Genomic DNA, 17,019 nt, shown 5'->3' with positions numbered 1-17,019 from the left:
CCCTCAAACTTCCGGAAAGCGGCCAAGTCCCGACACATAGGGATCGGCAAGCGCTTGCGCCCCGGGTCGTTGGCCAACTATCTATGGCAGAATTGCTCATATCAGCACCTGCGCCAGGTTGAGCGCCTCGATCGCCGTCACGACCTCCGCATACAGATCCGCTTCAGTTTCGCTCGCATCAATTTCGAGGACCAATGCGAAGCGAACGGACCGCTGTTCCGGATCGGTGACGGCTTTGGTTTTCCACCATCCGGCGACTGGATGCACGGCAAGTATGTTGCGGCGAGCGAGATCCGAGGCCGGGCAGGTCAGCTGATCGATCTGGAGTGAGCCGACATCGCGTCGATTGCGACCGAACATCCAGCCATCGTTTTCCTCGACGACAGGTTCCTCAGCCTGTTCAGCCACCTTGCTGATCCGCGCGATGAACGCCGCGCGGCTTTCGTTTGGTCGGTTTAGCTTGAAGCGAAGATTGTGGGAGGCATAACGGAACTTTGAGCCACGCGCAGGCTCCGAGGGGTTGGGCGCGATGAACGTGCTGAGCGCCACCCGCAGGGTGACCGGACTGTTCACCAGCGCACGAAGCTCTTCAACAGGCCAGGGCAATTCGAACAGCTTCATTTCGTTGTGGACGTGATCCGCGCCTGTGGTGTCACTCTTGCGATAAGGCGTGATTGTGTCCTGCACAATCAGCGCCAGCGCATTGGAAGCGCTTCGTCGGGCCCGCTCCATGTCCGGGACACCATAGCCATAGCGACGGAAAAGCGTGCCATATTGTGCCTTTCCCGGATTCGCGGGGAGGTGGCTCAGCATCCGCGGCGTCCATCGCGCGGAAGAAACAAAGACAGCCCGAATTGTTTCCGGCCATAGCGCCGGGTAGTCGGCCCACAGTGTAGTGATTGTCTGAGCAGCCAGCGCCGTGGCCGCGCTCGTCTCGCCCACCGTCGTGAAGGCCCGTGCGGGGTAAGTATGGTCGGTCGTCAGCAAGGACAGCGCAGCATGCTTCATGGGCGGGGGCGGACCGTTCACGACCCAGTTGCCGCCTTCCAGCACCACATCCGGTTTGAGCGGCCAATAGGACGACCAACTCGCCGTGCGTGACGACGGAGCGAGATCTCCCAGCGATGCGAGAGGCGTGCCAGGTTCACCCACCGGGAGGACGTTCTTGTCTGTGCAGGCACCGACACAGATGGCGTTCCAGGCCTGCGCCGGCGATTCGACCTCGTTGTCCGGATCATCGCAGACAGGGAGGTAGTCGCCGTTTCCGAATTTATTCTGATCGCTGTTTCCAGCCGAGACGAGCAGCAGCCGCGGCGATTTTTCGACGCCGGACACGCCAGCCGTCAGTTGGTCGAGTTCGCTTGACCACCAGGTTGGCGCGCCGTCGTGCGGCGTATCGTCTTCCGTGGTGCTGGCCAGCACGAAAGTGCGCCGGCGCGCGCCAGTCGCTTCCGACGCGTTGATCCCTGCGCGCGTTACGACGCCGAGAAGGTGATGCGGGTTTTGACCGGCATCCGGAATGATTTTCGCGGACTCGAGCCGGTGGCGGATGTGAATGGGCTGCATCGCCTGCAACGCCGTGGTCAGATCGCCGTAGAGCGAGAGCCCGGCCAGTTGGGTCCCATGCCCGACCAGGTCCTCGACACCCCATGCCGGATCTGCCGCATGACGATCGTCGGCGTTCAAGGCCGGCGCGATGAGCGGATGAGCACGGCTCACGCCGCGGTCGAGAAGGGTAACGTAGTTCGGATCCTCGATCGCCTCGAAGGTCGTCCATCCCTGTAAACTTTCGACCCAGTCGTCCTGCTCTTCGGGATTCATGGCATCGAAATACTCCGCCGTGACACTCGGGGCGGCGAGCGCCCTCACCCCGGCGAGGCGGCGGATCGCCAGAGCCAACGCGTCTCGATTAGCGATGGCGATGACGACCATGTCTTCAGGGAAGTCAAGCCGTTCGCTGCCGACCGCTACATTCAGCGCGGGTGCGGCGGCCATAAAGGCCTCCGCCTGCGCCTTGTCGAGCCAGATCTCCCAGGGGACAGCGCCGTCGCCCTGCGGAAACCGTGCGGCAGGACTACGCCAGAGAGCGCGCAGGCCGGCCTCGACGATCGCCCCGATACTTTGCACCAGATCGGCATTGTAGGGGCGACCACTCTTTCGGTCTTTCTGCGCGAAGTCATCGACTTTCCGTCGCAGCTTGGCGAGGCCATCGTCGGTCGCGAAGACGGTAGCCCGTTGCGGCTGGTTGGCGGCCGGGCGGGCGGGCTCGACGCGCAGCAGAGTCAGATCGCTGGCATTCAGGCCGGACGTAATCATCGGCTCGCCGGCACGCCCCTCAACTTCGAGATAGACACCAGGAAGTTCCTGCGCCTTTACATCGGGAAGATGGTCGAGCGCTTGCAACAGCGCCTGAGCGTGACCCGCACGATCAGCGACATCACTTGGATGATTTGCTGACCCGCCGCCCTTTGGCTTGAACTCGTGACGCACCGCGACGTTGTTGAGAATGAAGTGCTGACGATCCCTCGGCATTTGCTCCCGCCCCTTTGCTGTGTAGCGAGCGGCGACGCGCAAGCGAGGTAATCAGGGCGGCGGTCTCGATCACTCCCGAGTTTCCCAACACTGCCCTTCGCGCCGCATCTTCGCCGGCCGCAACGACATCCGCGGTCGACAGGCCTTCGGCCTGACGCACAACATCACCCCAATCCACCCCAACGGTTTGGAAGCCGCGAAGGCGCCGGTGCATTGCCTTTTCGATCGCCTGTGCGTCCGGCAATTCATAGGGCAAGACGAGGTCGAAACGCCTTAGCACCGCGCGGTCAAGGATTTCGGGCAGGTTTGTGGTAGCGACGACGATCGACGGGCCGGTGTTCTCATCGAGAAACTGCAAAAAGGAGTTGAGAATCCGTCGTGCCTCGCCGATGTCGTTGTCGGCGCCACGCGTGGCAGCCAGCGCATCGATTTCATCGAAGAGATAAATGCCGCGCGTCGTGCGAACTGCGTCGAAGATCAGACGCAGCTTCTGCGCCGTCTCGCCCATAAATTTTGTGATCAGTCCGTGCAGCAGCACCGTGAACAGCGGAAATTTCAGTTCGCCAGCGAGCGCTTCAGCGGTCAGGGTCTTGCCGGTGCCAGGTGGCCCGGCCAGCAGCAGCCGGCGGCGCGGCCGCAATCCTTTTTCTTCCAGGCGCTCGGTCATGCGCGTTTCGATGACTATATGCGCCAACTCGTCTTCAAGATGAGGAGGAAGGATCAGATCGCCGAGCCGCGTGGAAGGATAGCTGGCGCTGAGGAAACCGGCCAGATCGCCGCGCGGCGCGGCGAGCGGCGTTGGCTTGACCTTGACCGCCTTCAGCGGTTGCTGGCTAGCTTCGGCCCATTGCCGTAACTGCTCCGCCAGACGGGCATGGCCCTTCTGCGCCTCGGTTGCAGCGAGCTGCATAGCGAGATCGAAGAAGCGCGCCTCGTCGCCTTCCGCGTGGCTCTTCACAAGCCCAATTAGCTGCTGTGCCGATGCCATCGAAAAACCTTCCCAAGTCCCCCCGGGCGTGATCATGGCAAATCATCGCCCGCAGCAGTTTATAGTGACAAATCCTTAACAGACCAGAGCGGCGGGGCAGCTGGCGCGGAAGTCCACGCCTAAATCTGGCGCACTCCTGCCAAATCCGCTCAAGATACTCGGTTGACTACGGTTGCAGGACAAACTTGTTCCCATTGAGTCGGTTGAGTCAGTTCTATCGGATCTGCAGCTAGACCACTCCCCAAGCCTGGAAACGCTTTCGCCCCGTCATCTCGCGCAAGCCGAGATCGGCGACGAGGTTGAGCGCGCCCTGCTTCGTCAGCTTGAGCTCGGCCTGGATCATCGCCGTCGACACCAGCGGCCGCGCCAACACCAGCTCGACCAGTTTTGGCAATTTCGAGCTCGCCCGCCGCGAGCGCAAACGCCGCTCAAGCTGGCCGCGTGCCAGCACCAGCCGGTCATGTTCCTTCAGCCCCGCTGACGCTGCCTCGGTGATGGTCTCGAGCACGGCGAGCAGCCGCACTATTCTGTCGCGGGTGCGCCGTCGCTCCCTCGCGACTTTTTGTGCGCCGGCATGGAGCCCGGTCAGATGGTTGGCGGTCGTGCCGGTCTGCCGTAACAACGCCGCGGCGAGCAACGGCCCTAGCCAAGGCGCGTGCTGCAACACCTCGATTTCGGTCCAGGCGTCGATGAGCAACGCGACGCGCAGCACGGCGGGCAGGTGTTTTGTTGTCTGCAGCACGGCCTGCCATTTGGCCAGCCTTGCGTCCTCGTCCCAGTCGAGGTCATAGACCAGGGCCGGCCGGTGGTCCGCGATCGGCCTTTTTGGACCGGCATCGATACCTGCGAGCACGTTTGTCGATCGGGCGAGCAAGGCATCGATTTCGGCGAATTCGTTCGCCAAAGGGTCCTGCTCGACCGACGACCCGCCCACATCGACGCCCTCCTCAGAAAACGGGGCCCTTTCGCCGTCCCGGGCTTTTTTCGCCGGCTCCGCCGCCGCGCCGCCGCGGCCAGTCAACGCCAAAAGCCCGTCGCGGCCGAGCGCCCAGTCCGGCTTGTTCGCAAAAATGCGGCGGCGGGCGCGCAGCACCGCATGCGCGCGGGTGAGCTCGTGGCTCGGGGTGCGGATGTCCATATGGGCGTCGTGCAGGACGAGATCCTCAAGGTGCACGAGCTCGCCCTCGAGCCACAGGGCGGCGGCCGCGTCAGCGAAGTGTTGGCGCTGGATAAAACCGTCGCGAACGGACGAGCGGGCCAGCCGCTCGTCGAGGCGGGTCAGTGCCGCGGTCGCCTGCGTCACCGGGCCAAACAGCCTGTCCAAGGGTAGAGTCTCGATCGCGTAAGCCATTGAAAACATGTTAGCTGATTTGCGTTGGTCAAGCTACCGAGGACATCTCTGGACTTACATCGGGCTTTTTCAAGGAGAAGAGTAACTATCGATAATGACCTCTTATCGATATTGATCTAATAGTTCGCTGATTTTAACTCTTAACCGATAATATCAAGCGATTACTTCCATGTATCTGCTGCGCTATCCCAGTCCTGACGTTGGAGTGTCGCTCCTCACCTCCTCCACCACTCACCAGCCCGACGGGAATATCGCCCGCCAGCAGCTTCTCCTTGCTGAGCAGCGCGGCAACCTCAAGCGCCTCGAAATCGGGCAAGTCCCACAGTGTGTCGAGGCCGAAGTGCAACAGGAAGGTCTTGGTCGTGACGTAGGTGTAAGGCGTGCCAAATTGCGGGCTGCGCGGCCCGGAGTCGATAAGATCCTGCGACCGAGCGCCCTGATCGGGTCGCGGCTGAACGCCTTCAGGGTCTCCCTACGGTCCTTGGAGTTTGGCCTGATCTCTGATGTTGAAATGATTGATGAGGACTGTGGTGCCCGGGTAAATATAGGCGTCACTCATCAAGCGGCACGGGCACGCCTTGCTTCGACATAGGCATCGCCCAGCTGATCGCAGTCCGCTCGCTCAACGGCCCGGCCTCTTCGCACAGGACGAGTAACTGTTCGAACAGGTTCGGCTTGTCTCGCAAACGGCCATTGCCGAAAGCGCAGCCTTGTGACCATCCGCCAGCATCGCTGCGACGATCGGCTCAAGCGGTTTCTGGTCGAGGGCTCTGATGACCTGTTTGGCAAGCCGCAACGCATGCGCTCGATCCCCCGTAGAGCTCGCCGTTTGCCCTTTCGAAGATGCGCACGTAGCGCGGCCGCTTGCCGCGACCGGTCCAGCGCTCGCAAGAACCCAGCACCAACAGGCTTTGCGTCCGATCACCCTAACCCTTGATGGAGTATGCGAACTCCATTGTCGGTGGCGCGATTTCGGGATATTGCGCGACCGGAAGCTGCGTGTAGGCGATGCCGCCGACGAGCACGAGCACGATCGACAGCACCACCGCGAAGATCGGGCGGTTGACGAAGAAATGGGCGAAGTTCATTGCGTCTGCCCTTCGGCTTCAACCTTGGGCGGCAATTGGTCATCTCGGACTTGACGGTGACGCCCGGCCGCACTCGCACCAGCCCGTTGATTACCACGGTCTCTTCGCCGGTGAGGCCCTCGCGGATAACGCGATAGCCGTCGATGCGCGGGCCGGTGCGGACCGGCTTGGCCGAGATCAGGCCTGCCTGGTCGACAACGAAGACGAGGCGGCGGTTCTGGTCGGCGCCGATCGCCTCGTCAGGCAAAAGCACGCCCGGATGCGGCAGCGAGCCGGGCACGTTGATGCGGCCGAACGTGCCCGGCTGCAGCACGCCGTCCTTGTTGTCGAAGCGCGCCCTGGCCCGCATCGTGCCGGTAGCTTCGTCCAGACGATACTGCGAATCATCGATGAGCGTTTTCAGTTTGCTGCGGGCTGGTCTGGCTAACCTTCAAATTGGCCAGCGCGTAGTCCGCTAGGCTGGGATCGTCGTCACGGTTTCTGTGATAGCTCAGTTCCTGCCCGTCTGATGCGCGACAGATTTTCGATGCAACGCTCAAGCGCGGCGATCGTCTTGGAAAGCGCCTCGTCGCCAATCGCGGTGGCGTGAAGGCGTTCCCAGTGGGCCTTGATGTTGTGATCGCGCTTCCTGTCACCGCGGACAATTTGCGCGGCGACCAGCCGATCGGTCGCGCATTTCAGCGCCAGCTCGATGGCATGGCGCGCGTTGTAAAGGATGGGCAGGACAAGCGTGTCGCGTTTGTCAAACATTTGCTTCTCGATGCCGCGTCAGCAAGCTCCATCGCTGCCTCGATTATAGCCCTCGACATAGTTTGCCTCCTCGCCCTGCCTGCCAATGCAGGCATTCCATTCAGAATCGTCCACCATCTTGAAGAAAAGGTCGTGTGCATAGGGTCCGGTTCAACCATCGCTCACTAAACTCAAACGCGAGTATGTCCGATACGGTATCAGAAGTGATTGTGGCCATGGCTCAATCAGGCGCATTGCTGCTGCGTGCCGTTGCGCAACCATCATGTCCTATGCGGGCGATGATAGGGGCAATCTGCACAATCTGACGATGCTCTTCACGCCCGCACCGTCACACCCCCAACCTCGCTTTCACCTCAGATGAGGCTTCCGACCAGGACAAAAGGGGACTTTTCCGCCGTACCGTTCCGGATCTGTGTGATATAAACATCAAAGTTATGGACGAGGCGTATCCTGAACTGCCTCTTTGCTCCGCCATCTTCAATTGGTGGAGCGATGAGAGGTCGGGAAATCGGAGGCAGCGGACCTGCGATTTGCTCACGCACCATGCAATGCGATCGACAGGACTTATCTGGACCAAACTCGAGTAACGATAGCAATGGGCTTTTGAGATAAGGTCGGGACGCGATGGCATTGAGCGGATAGAGCGATATCCGGGAACCGAACCAATCCACAGAAATATTTCGTTGGTATTTTTGTTGGCTAGCCCTGATATAGCGTGAGTCCTAACCGTTTGAAAACAGAGAGAGTTTTCCATCGTTTGGATTCCGCCTCTGGGCACCATTTTCCATGGCAATTGCTTAACCGTCCGACAGACGTTTCGTTGGACTTTGCCGGAAAATGCTAACGGGCGCAGATAAAATTCGACTTTGGTCCAGGACACGGAAGGATAGTCGTGCCTTTTTGGAAATCGCACAAGAAATATAGCGCAGGAACGTGGGACGATCGGCTCGATGGATTATTTTCATGCGGGGTAAACTACTCCGGTAAGACGATCCTTGATGTTGGCTGCAATATGGGCATCGTCGCTTATGAAATCGCCAAACGCAGACCGGCCTACATCCACGGCATTGACATTCTGAAGCCACACACCCGCGTGGCGCGTTCCATCTTTCTAGGATCGAACGTAGAAAGTCGATTTGACGCCATGAACCTAGGCAGCCGAAAGCTTCAATCTGTTCTAAATGACAGTTACGATATCGTGCTTCTTCTCGCTGTGTACCAGCATGTCCGCAGGGGGTTGGGTCAGGAGGAGGCCGATCGCATCTTCACCGACATCATCAACCGCGCACAGACGATTGTGGCCCGAGTCCCCGACGAAGACGACATCCGGCTTCAGTCTTTGATCGAGGGTGCTGGGTTCACCTTATCTGATCGCCACAAATCGCCACGCGGCAGTACAGTTCTGGCGTATCATCGCCACTAGGCCGGGCCGATGGCGATTGCCTGCGCGACCTACGGACCAGACGTTGTGAGAGGACGGTCGCCGCTCGATAGTCAGGGCGGTGGAAGAGCTGAGGGTGCTGACCGGTGGATTTTGTGTCGCCGGATGATGCGATGGCGAACGCCCTTTCAGCGGTGGCACTCAAGCGCGGCTGCGCGGTTCTGTTCGACGAACAGGCGGGCGCCGATATCCTGCATCCGCTCTAGCGCAATTCCAAGAACGGTCTTCCGTCCGGAATTTAGCAGAAACGAACGGTTAGAGTCTTTTTGGCTTTGATTGAGACAGTTCTGCCCGGGGGAATTTCGAGGGCCTCGGTGCAGGTCGGCGTCGCAACCCGCCGGACTTTCGCATTTGCATAAAGTTTCTCAGATATAAATTAGCTCTTCGTTATATTTGGCAGTTATATGCGGAGGTGCGATTCAAAAGGAGGAATTATGACATCCCGAAAGACTCTTTTCGCCGCGTTTGCCGTGTTCGCGCTTCTGGCATCTCCGGCGCTGGCCGGTGCAGGCGGTAACGGCCATGGTGGCGGCAACGGCCATGGTGGCGGTAACGGCCATGGTGGCGGCAACGGTAACGGCGGCGGCAACGGCAATGCTGGCGGCAATTCCGGCAATAGCGGGTCGCACGGCAAGTCGGCGTCAGCCAAGGGGCAGGTGGCCAAGGCCGAAACGGAGACTGTTGCAAGCGTTGACGACACTGAGCAGACCGCCCCTGTGTCCAAGGAAAAGAATATCCGTGCCAAGCTCGGCCGGTTGAACTCGCTGCAGCGCAACGTCAACGCCTACATGAACTCCAAGAGCAAGAAGTTTGCTGCCGTACAGGCCTTTGCGGTGGCGTCCGCGAACGCCCAGAACGCACAGGCCGCGGTTGACAAGGCGGCCGCGGCGGCGGTCGACGCTCAGGCCCAACTGGATGCCCTGAACGCGCAGCTCGACACGTTGAACGGGCTTACGCCTGACCAGATTGCAGCCATGACGCCCGAGGACCAGGCGGCCCTGCCGGGACAGATCGCGGATCTGGAAGCGCAGGTCGCGGCCCAGGAAACCACGGTCTCGGATGCCGAAGCAGCGGCTGCCGCAGCCCAGACGGCTGCCGACCAGACCGCTGTCGGCACCGACGATGCATCGCTCGACGCGGCACTGGCCGACATGGCCAACAAGCCCGTCGACGCCGAGGTCACGGACTGGGCCAAGGGTGTGCTTGCCGACAAGATCGACCAGGCGGCCGCCAAGCTGGCTCCGGCGCCGTAAAGCCGATCGCGCCTGAAACGACCCAGTCGAACGATCAAGCCGCCGGGTTTCGCCCGGCGGCTTGTTTTGACGGCACGACGGAAGAGGGGCGCGCTGTCCCGCCAGCGCCAAAAGGTTCCTGTCGGCGTCACCACGCACTGAGGGCTATTGACGTCATCGGCCGACGTGCTGCAGTCCGGCGGCGTTGCCAGTAGCGAAATAGGCGTCGCCCGGATCGGACAACGGCGCCGCATCAATCGCGTTGCCGATGGTGGCCTGGGCCTGCCACCCAAGGTGGTTCAGGAACGGCTCGGCCATTCCTCTATCATGATGACAATGGACGTCTACGGGCAACTTGTTCCCGCGCGGCGATGATGCCGAGGAACTGGCTGCGGCCGAACGGGCACTTTTGGCCTGACGCGACATGAACGCGACATGGAGCTAAAAAGCTCAACGATTTCAACCATCGACAGCAGACTGAAAATCCGCATGTCGGTGGCTCGAATCCACTTCAAGGGCACCTGGCAATTTCAGCAGCTTATGCCATGGTCGCCGACTTTGCTAATCAGTTGGCAGGGTCAGCCCGTCGGTGTCACGGCATGCCGCGCAGCGTTCTCCCCCGGCGAAACATCTTTGCTCGCATTGGGCGGATGCCGGATTTGATTTGCTTGGTGATCCCCTATCCTTAGGGCAAACTGCCTGCCGGGGCTCTAGGAGGCGAAATGAGAGCACGCGCAGCAACGGTTGGAGATCTGGAAAATGTTTTCAGTGATCTGTCCAAGCGGATATCGGACGAGTATGTCGCGGCCGGCAAGGACAGCAAGATCGCCTACGACAATCTGATGATGAACTTGAAAGAAGGCCGTGCTCATGCGCTCGTGCAGGGCGAAAAAACCGTAGCGCTCATCGCGTGGCACGAGAATAGCGACGCTGCTGATACGCTGTTCGCGGCGCAGGAGGATTTCTTCAGCGCCGCGACCGTTCGCTTCTGCAAGCGGCACATTCGCCATATCCAGGCGCTCGCCGGCAACCTCCCCATTCACTCGCGCAGCTGGCTCCACAGACCGGACGTCGCAAAATGGTTCCGGATAATCGGCTATGTCGAGCGGGGCCAGGAGAATGGCGCCAACCTGTTCGAACTGCCGCCGGCTCCCGCCGCATAAGAAATCTCGGCATGCTGCGAAACGCTGCCATCGAGTTCGGGTGGCGCCGCGCTTATATCGGCGTGCCGATGGGTGAATCCAATCGTGCCGCCGCTCCGATGCGCCAGCCAAAAAGGCCCGCCGCTCCATTTGCGAAGCGGCGAGGCCCCATATTTGGGGACAATTTCCGGGATGTTGCCCGGCATTGCTTGCCGTGCAATTCAGGTGCCAGACGACTGGCCCATAATGGGTCACCGCACCGGGAAGCGCGAACCATCTTCCGCGATCACATCACTGCCATACCGCGCAATTCCTGTTGTGTTTCCTTGCGGCGGACCTGATTTCCGCCTGGCCGGCGCCCATCAGGCAACCTACCCCAACGCCCCCCCAAAGTGGCGCCGGCCATCCTTCCCCGCCGACTCAATCTTCGCCACCGACCAATCTTCGCCACCGATATCGTCAGGCACGCCGTTCGAGGGCGAAGCTTGCGCGTGATCGTCGTCAGGCCCGACAGTCAGGGGCAGCGGTTCGAATCCGGCTGCAGAGCGGCGGACGTTCAACTCGAAACGCCCGGCTGGCGATTCCAATCCGACAGATCGCCTGGAACGGCAGGACGATCCGACATAAATCCAAGAAACCGCTAGCAAGCCGCGGCCAGAAAGTGTTGAAGACCGTGCCGATCGCATTGAACGCGTCGCGATCCGGTTGCACTCGGCAAGGCTTAATGATTTGTTGCCGCTTCAAGGAGAATGAATGATGCGCGAGCCTGTCGGTCAAGACGAATATGGGTCGGCCAACCCCTTCGACCCGGACGACCTGACGACGTTGAACGTGATGGGGCCGGGTGTGGCCAGCAACGATTTCGAGAAATACGCGGTCGCCGTGATCATCGTTTTCGGCGCTCTCATCATTGGCGGCTTGATGGCCGCAACCCTGGCCTTGGGGCACCGCAACGGCTTCCTGTACGCGCTTGGCGGCGCCACCGCGGCGTGGATATCCGGCAATGCGCTTCTGCTCGATCGGCCGCGTATCTATGCCTTGTTCGTCGGCATCGCGGCCGTGATGCTGATTGCGTCCACCATCACGCTGGTCATCTGACGGGTCTCCCGATATTCAGGTGATGCAGGCCTGACCTGACTCTCAACAGAGTCGGGGCGCACGAAATCTAGTATCCACGTCGAGCCGCGCCGCAGCATCACCGAGACAGTTTCCGGAAGCACGGCCATTGCGCTACGGCAGGGCTTCACGCGGCTTATCGATCGGCTGGAATCAGGGGACGTACTGATCGTGACCAAGCTTGATCGTCTCGGCCGCGACGCCATCGACGTCAGCTCCACGGTCCGGACGCTGGCCGAAATGGGCGAGCGCGTTCATTGCCTCGCTCTTGGCGGCGTCGACCTTACCAGCTCAGCCGGGACGCGACCATGAACGTGCTCAATGCTGTCGCACAGTTCGAGCGGGATTTGCTGATCGAACGCACCCAGTCCGGCCTCAAACGCGCCAAGTCGGAAGGCAAGGCTCTCGGTCGCCCCTCGACCCTCAGCGAAAAGCAGAAGCAGGACGTGCGCGACGATCTGGCGACGGGAATGAGTGTTTCGGCCGCCGCCAGAAAGTTTGCGACCAGCCGGCAGACGATCATGAGCATTCGTGACGAAAGCTCACGATCCGTTCGACCTTAGCGTGTCTGGGGGAACAGTTCTTATTCCGACCCCTCACAGAATCGATTTGCAACCCGGGCTAGCCAACATCAGGGCTTGGCAGCAATCAGAACATAACCCCGCGTACGGTTGGCATTGTCCGAGTCTTGCGTGTTCATCGCGTTAAATAGGTCGGCTGTCGTCACCCAGACGGGGGGATATTTGTAGCGGGCAACGTCGAGGATGAGGAAACGGTCGGTCTCGGCATCATAGGCGGCCAAGGGCGAGATGTGGCCGCCTTTTTCCTGGCCCATGGCTTTGCGCAAGTAATTGACGATGACAAACTGCTTTTTGGTCGCGAGATAGCCTCGGGCTTCCTTGCGGAAGGTGTCCAGGCTGCTGTCAGCAGCATGTCGCACTTCAACCTGCACGGGCTGCAAGGCAAGAAGGCCACCCAATTCATCTAAGGTCATGCCCTGCTTTTTGATTGTCTCAGCCGGAATGACCTGCTCGCTGCGGGCATCCAGAAGATTGTCCTGAGTGAAGGTGCTGTAGGGGTCGTACTCGGGCACTGGTGGGGCTGGAACGCCAATGGCATTCAGAACCATGACACTGCTGGCCACCCCACAAAAAGCTTGGTTCTTCTGGGTGACGAAATTTATGGCCAGCGGAAAATAGGCTTCCCGGGCATCGGCCTCGATCAGGAGCGTTTCACCGGCATCGGAAGCCGCCCCGATGAGATTTGCCGGCAGTGGCAACGTCTCGGCTCTGGCCTCCATCGAGGCCAATAACGTGGCAAACAGTGCGAGTCGAATGACATGCTTCATGAACATCGTCGCGCTCCTTGGCTGATCACCCTTCGGCCTGACAAACTTGCTCCTACGTTTCGCAACTGTCCAGAGGAGCTTCGGCGCAACGAGAGCCATCTGTGACCCCTGATGTGAGTGACCCAGGTGGTTTGCGGCGTTTCTCCGACAACGGAAGCTGGCACGGTTTATAGGCGGATCCTTCATTATCGGGAACGGGCCTCCTGTCGTCATTGCGGCGGCATTTTTCCTCGCCTCGAAGGCTAGAGCCGGAGAACTGGACACCGCTTGCACCTTCCGCGAAGCTGCCAATTTCCCCGCGGGGGAAATTGGCTGGCAGGGTGCTCCCTCGACCTCTCAAGGCTAGGTTCCTCGCCCGCCGCGAAGCGGGGGGATCGCGTCGACCATTGCGCTGGTCACTTAACTCAAGCGAATAACCTAATATCCGATGGCCTCGCCGGAAGCGGCGCGGCTGTCGATGGCGCCGTTGTAGCGGGCGCCGCCGCCCTTTTCGATGTCCGCCAGGCTCTTGCCGCCGACCAGGATGCCGGCCGCCTCACCCCAGCTCGCGTCGGCGAGATCGAGGTGGTAGCCCATGCCGGCAAGCAGTTTTTCGGTATCGGGCGACAGGCCGAACGGTTCGATATAGACCGTGTCGGGCAGCCACTGGTGGTGGATGCGCGGCGCGTCGATCGCCTCCTGGATGTTCATGCCGTGATCGACGACGTTGACGATCGCTTCCAGCGTGACGGTGATGATGCGCGAGCCGCCGGGGCTGCCGATGACCATGAACGGCTTGCCGTCTTTGGCGACGATGGTCGGGCTCATCGACGACAGCGGCGTCTTCCTCGGCGCGATCGAATTCGCCTCGCCCTGGACGAGGCCGTAGAGATTGGGCACGCCCGGTTTCTGGGTGAAATCATCCATCTCGTTGTTGAGCAGGATGCCGGTGCCGTCGGCGACGACGGCGGCGCCGAACGAACCGTTCAGCGTAAAGGTCACCGCGACAGCGTTGCCGTCATTGTCGACGATCGAATAATGCGTCGTCTCCTGGCTTTCGCCAAAACCCTTCGGCATCAATTCCTGCGAGACGCCGGCCCGGAACGGATCGATCTTTTCGCGGATTTCTTTCGCGTAATTCTTGTCGAGCAGCTTTTCGACCGGATTGTCGACGAAGTCGGGATCGCCGAGCGCCGAATTGCGGTCGACATAGGCATGGCGCATTGCCTCGACCATGATTTTGACGGTTTCGGCGGAACCCGCGCCGAGATAGGACAGCGGGTAGAATTCCAGCACGTTGAGGATCTCGCAGATGATGACGCCGCCCGAGCTCGGCGGCGGCGAAGAGGTGATCTCATAGCCACGGTAGTTGCAGGTCACCGGCTCGAGCTCGCGGACGGCATAGTTCTCGAAATCCGGCTTGGCCAGAATGCCGCCCTTCTGCGCGCTCGCCTTGACGATGCTGTCGGCGATCGGCCCTTTGTAGAAGACATCGCGGCCTCGCTCCGAAATCGCCGAGAGCGAGCCGGCGAGGTCGGCCTGAACAAGGCGCTCGCCGATGCCATAAGGCTTGCCGTCCGGCTTCAGGAATATGGCGGCGGCGGCCGGGTCCTTGGCCAGCCGCGCGGCACCGCCTTCGAGCGAGGCGACATCGCCCTGCTCCAGCACGAAGCCGTCCTTGGCATAGCGGATGGCCGGCGCCATCAAGTCCTGCCGCGTCAGTGTGCCGTATTTTTCCCGTGCGGTCTCGAAGCCGGCCACCGAGCCCGGCACGCCGACCGCGAGATAGCCATCGAGGCTGGCGCCTTTCACCGGCTTGCCGTCCTTGTCGAGATACATGGTTTTGGTCGAAGCGAGCGGCGCGCGTTCGCGGAAATCGAGGAACGTCGAGCGGCCGTCCTTGAAACGGATGGTCATGAAGCCGCCACCGCCGATATTGCCGGCGTTCGGATAGACCACAGCCAGCGCATAGCCGACGGCGACCGCCGCATCGACCGCGTTGCCGCCCTTCTTCAGCGCCTCGACGCCGACTTCCGATGCAAGATGCTGGGCGGTGACCACCATGCCATGCTCGCCCTTCGCCGGCTGCGGCGAGGCGGCGAAGATGGCCGTCAGCGGCACAAAGGCCAAGGTGAGGGAAAGACTGATCGCGATTAGGGTGCGGCGATGCATGGCCGTTCTCCGAGGCGTGGGGATGCGCCTAGAAAAGCCGCTTGGTGAGGTTGAGTCCATGGCAATAGGACGGAAAAGGATTGGTGCACCCGTCACCGGCCGCCCGTAACCACCGTTGCGATCTTCGGCTGATGTAACGGCATGGATCCTAGGGTCTCCGCGACGTCGCTTCGCTCCTGCTCCGCCCTAGGATGACGAAGGGAGAGAGGCATCGGCTAATTTCGAACGCCTTCGCTTGTCATCGGCCTACCTACGCTGCGACGCAACTGCCAAATCTCCGCCATCTGCGATTAGCTGTAGGCCAACACGCCTTCGTCATCCTAGGGCGGAGCAGGAGCGAAGCGACGTCGCGGAGACCCTAGGATCCATGCCGTGACCTCTCAGCGTCGCCGCGTTGACGGCAAGCCTATGCTTCACGCTTCAGCCGTTTTGTTCTTGCTTTGTGCCGACAACTATGCTATAGATTTAATTATAATGTTGATTTGCGCCGCGACCCGCTTCAGGCGGGTTTTTTCGTTTCAGGCCGGTATCAAACAATCCCGCCGCTGCCACCCGCAACCGGCGGCCGTTCCGCCGCGACCTTGGCCCGATAGGCGGCGGCGCGATAGGCGGCGACCGGATCGATGGCGCCGCCCGTGTTCAGCCGCGCCATGGCGAGGATCGGCTCGACATCGGTGCGATAGGCGGCTTTCAGCGTCTGCGTCGCCATCAGCGCGTCGTTGGTGTCCTGGAACCCCTCCAGTGCCTTGCGATCGACCAGCAGCGCCTGCGCATAGGCGCGCTGCACCTCGACCGCCGACAGCATCAGGCTTTCGATCGGATCGGTGACGTTGTGGCTCTGGTCGAGCATGTGGGCCGGATCAAAACCTTCGGCACCGGAAAGGTCGGCATCGACCAGTTCGTTGAAGACGAGGAACAGCCGGTAGGGATCGATCGAGCCGGCGTCGAGATCGTCGTCGCCATATTTCGAATCGTTGAAATGGAAGCCGCCGAGCTTCTTGAACTGGATCAGCCGCGACACGATCATCTCGATGTTGACGTTGGGCGCGTGATGGCCGAGGTCGACCAGGCAGAACGCCTTATCGCCGAGCTCTTTGGCGATGATGTAGTTGGTGCCCCAATCCTGCACGACCGTCGAATAGAAGGCCGGCTCGTACATCTTGTGCTCGGTGAACAGCTTCCAGTCGTCCGGCAGTCCGGCGTAGATCTCCTTCATCGCGTCGAGATAACGCTCGAACGCCTTGGCGAAATTGACCTGGCCGGGAAAATTCGAGCCGTCGCCGATCCACACCGTCAGCGCCTTCGAGCCCAGCGTCTTGCCGATCTCGATGCATTCGAGATTGTGCTCGACCGCCTGCCGGCGTGTTGCGGCATCGGCATGCGACAGCGAGCCGAATTTGTAGGAAAGTTTTTGGTCCCTGGCGTCGGAGAACGTGTTCGAATTCATGGCGTCGAAGCCGAGGCCGAAGCGGGAGGCCGCCTGCTTCAGCCGGTTCGGGTCGGCCTTGTCCCACGGAATGTGCAGCGAGACCTTGGGTGTGGCCTGCGTCAACTGCCGGATGACGGCGCAGTCCTCGATCTTGTCGAAGATGTCGCGCGGCTCGCCGGCGCCGGGAAAGCGGGCAAAGCGGGTGCCGCCGGTGCCGACGCCCCAGGACGGGATCGCCACAGCGAATTTTTCGACTTTGTCTCTGATAGCGTCGATGGCGATGCCGCGGCGGTCGAGGCGCTCGCCGAGCGAGTCGTAATCGCGCTTGAGGTCGGCTTCGCGGACGGCGTTGTCCTTGTCGACGATGTCGGCGGAGATGATGGTTTCGGACACTGCGTTTCCTCCCAAATGGCGTTCGGTTGGCGCTGCCACTCATCCGCCTGCCGGCACC

General features: G+C 61.0%; 12 protein-coding genes and 5 pseudogenes. 6 read left to right on the top strand and 11 right to left on the bottom strand.

What is annotated here, in order from left to right; genetic code table 11:
• Positions 1–96: 96 nt before the first annotated feature.
• The 7 genes and pseudogenes from AC0L3L_RS01425 to AC0L3L_RS01395 form a co-directional block, all read right to left on the bottom strand.
• The gene (locus tag AC0L3L_RS01425; protein ID WP_473636262.1) at positions 97–2,532 is read right to left on the bottom strand and encodes a S8 family peptidase; all 2,436 of its coding nucleotides are present in this window, start codon (positions 2,530–2,532) and stop codon (positions 97–99) included.
• Positions 2,438–3,199: an AAA family ATPase gene (locus AC0L3L_RS01420; RefSeq protein WP_473636261.1), complete on the bottom strand. Its 762-nt coding sequence runs from the start codon at positions 3,197–3,199 to the stop codon at positions 2,438–2,440. The genes AC0L3L_RS01425 and AC0L3L_RS01420 overlap by 95 nt, the downstream gene beginning before the upstream one ends.
• A gap of 550 nt (positions 3,200–3,749) precedes the next feature.
• Entirely contained in the window at positions 3,750–4,871 is a 1,122-nt protein-coding gene (locus AC0L3L_RS01415) for an RHE_PE00001 family protein (protein ID WP_473636260.1), read from the bottom strand.
• Between the two features lie 133 nt (positions 4,872–5,004).
• Positions 5,005–5,301: pseudogene (locus AC0L3L_RS01410) on the bottom strand (hypothetical protein); the annotation flags it as partial.
• Positions 5,302–5,800: 499 nt separating this feature from the next.
• Positions 5,801–5,959: pseudogene (locus AC0L3L_RS01405) on the bottom strand (efflux RND transporter permease subunit); the annotation flags it as partial.
• 109 nt (positions 5,960–6,068) lie between these two features.
• Positions 6,069–6,308 (bottom strand): annotated as a pseudogene (locus AC0L3L_RS01400) (efflux RND transporter periplasmic adaptor subunit); the annotation flags it as partial.
• Between the two features lie 122 nt (positions 6,309–6,430).
• Positions 6,431–6,709, bottom strand: coding sequence for a hypothetical protein (locus AC0L3L_RS01395; protein WP_473636259.1), 279 nt, complete (start codon positions 6,707–6,709; stop codon positions 6,431–6,433).
• Positions 6,710–7,601: 892 nt separating this feature from the next.
• Here AC0L3L_RS01395 and AC0L3L_RS01390 point away from each other — a divergent pair.
• Together AC0L3L_RS01390 and AC0L3L_RS01385 are read left to right on the top strand one after the other, a co-directional pair.
• Complete coding sequence (locus AC0L3L_RS01390) at positions 7,602–8,132, top strand: class I SAM-dependent methyltransferase (protein ID WP_133254699.1); 531 nt, start codon at positions 7,602–7,604, stop codon at positions 8,130–8,132.
• A 452-nt stretch (positions 8,133–8,584) separates the two neighbouring features.
• The gene (locus tag AC0L3L_RS01385) at positions 8,585–9,403 is read left to right on the top strand and encodes a hypothetical protein (protein WP_473636258.1); all 819 of its coding nucleotides are present in this window, start codon (positions 8,585–8,587) and stop codon (positions 9,401–9,403) included.
• A gap of 153 nt (positions 9,404–9,556) precedes the next feature.
• On the opposite strand, the gene AC0L3L_RS01380 is transcribed toward AC0L3L_RS01385, so the two are convergent.
• Positions 9,557–9,700, bottom strand: coding sequence for a hypothetical protein (locus tag AC0L3L_RS01380; RefSeq protein WP_473636331.1), 144 nt, complete (start codon positions 9,698–9,700; stop codon positions 9,557–9,559).
• On the opposite strand from AC0L3L_RS01380, the pseudogene AC0L3L_RS01375 reads away from it, so the two are divergent.
• From AC0L3L_RS01375 to AC0L3L_RS01360, 4 genes and pseudogenes are all read left to right on the top strand, one after another.
• A pseudogene (locus tag AC0L3L_RS01375) lies at positions 9,635–9,800 on the top strand (site-specific integrase); the annotation flags it as partial. The gene AC0L3L_RS01380 and the pseudogene AC0L3L_RS01375 overlap by 66 nt on opposite strands.
• 304 nt (positions 9,801–10,104) lie before the next feature.
• Positions 10,105–10,545: a hypothetical protein gene (locus AC0L3L_RS01370; RefSeq protein WP_258120509.1), complete on the top strand. Its 441-nt coding sequence runs from the start codon at positions 10,105–10,107 to the stop codon at positions 10,543–10,545.
• Between the two features lie 732 nt (positions 10,546–11,277).
• Positions 11,278–11,622, top strand: a complete 345-nt coding sequence (locus AC0L3L_RS01365; protein ID WP_036267505.1) for a hypothetical protein — start codon at positions 11,278–11,280, stop codon at positions 11,620–11,622.
• A 66-nt stretch (positions 11,623–11,688) separates the two neighbouring features.
• A pseudogene (locus AC0L3L_RS01360) lies at positions 11,689–12,203 on the top strand (recombinase family protein); the annotation flags it as partial.
• A 68-nt stretch (positions 12,204–12,271) separates the two neighbouring features.
• Here AC0L3L_RS01360 and AC0L3L_RS01355 read toward each other — a convergent pair.
• The 3 genes from AC0L3L_RS01355 to rhaI form a co-directional block, all read right to left on the bottom strand.
• Positions 12,272–12,994 (bottom strand): phytochelatin synthase family protein, encoded by a 723-nt coding sequence (locus AC0L3L_RS01355; protein WP_244602620.1) that lies wholly within the window; start codon positions 12,992–12,994, stop codon positions 12,272–12,274.
• A gap of 411 nt (positions 12,995–13,405) precedes the next feature.
• Positions 13,406–15,139, bottom strand: a complete 1,734-nt coding sequence (ggt, locus tag AC0L3L_RS01350; RefSeq protein ID WP_473636257.1) for a gamma-glutamyltransferase — start codon at positions 15,137–15,139, stop codon at positions 13,406–13,408.
• A gap of 529 nt (positions 15,140–15,668) precedes the next feature.
• Complete coding sequence (gene rhaI, locus AC0L3L_RS01345) at positions 15,669–16,961, bottom strand: L-rhamnose catabolism isomerase (protein ID WP_473636256.1); 1,293 nt, start codon at positions 16,959–16,961, stop codon at positions 15,669–15,671.
• Positions 16,962–17,019: the final 58 nt, after the last annotated feature.

This window comes from Mesorhizobium sp. WSM4849 (assembly GCF_055811385.1).
This window is presented reverse-complemented; position numbering and strand designations above follow the sequence as displayed.

Excerpts from the sequence above, each read along its gene's own strand:
- AC0L3L_RS01425 (WP_473636262.1), bottom strand. The coding sequence starts at position 2,532 with ATGCCGAGGGATCGTCAGCACTTCATTCTCAACAACGTCGCGGTGCGT.
- AC0L3L_RS01420 (WP_473636261.1), bottom strand. The coding sequence starts at position 3,199 with ATGACCGAGCGCCTGGAAGAAAAAGGATTGCGGCCGCGCCGCCGGCTG.
- AC0L3L_RS01415 (WP_473636260.1), bottom strand. The coding sequence starts at position 4,871 with ATGGCTTACGCGATCGAGACTCTACCCTTGGACAGGCTGTTTGGCCCG.
- AC0L3L_RS01395 (WP_473636259.1), bottom strand. The coding sequence starts at position 6,709 with ATGTTTGACAAACGCGACACGCTTGTCCTGCCCATCCTTTACAACGCG.
- AC0L3L_RS01385 (WP_473636258.1), top strand. The coding sequence starts at position 8,585 with ATGACATCCCGAAAGACTCTTTTCGCCGCGTTTGCCGTGTTCGCGCTT.
- AC0L3L_RS01380 (WP_473636331.1), bottom strand. The coding sequence starts at position 9,700 with ATGGCCGAGCCGTTCCTGAACCACCTTGGGTGGCAGGCCCAGGCCACC.
- AC0L3L_RS01370 (WP_258120509.1), top strand. The coding sequence starts at position 10,105 with ATGAGAGCACGCGCAGCAACGGTTGGAGATCTGGAAAATGTTTTCAGT.
- AC0L3L_RS01365 (WP_036267505.1), top strand. The coding sequence starts at position 11,278 with ATGATGCGCGAGCCTGTCGGTCAAGACGAATATGGGTCGGCCAACCCC.
- AC0L3L_RS01355 (WP_244602620.1), bottom strand. The coding sequence starts at position 12,994 with ATGTTCATGAAGCATGTCATTCGACTCGCACTGTTTGCCACGTTATTG.
- ggt (WP_473636257.1), bottom strand. The coding sequence starts at position 15,139 with ATGCATCGCCGCACCCTAATCGCGATCAGTCTTTCCCTCACCTTGGCC.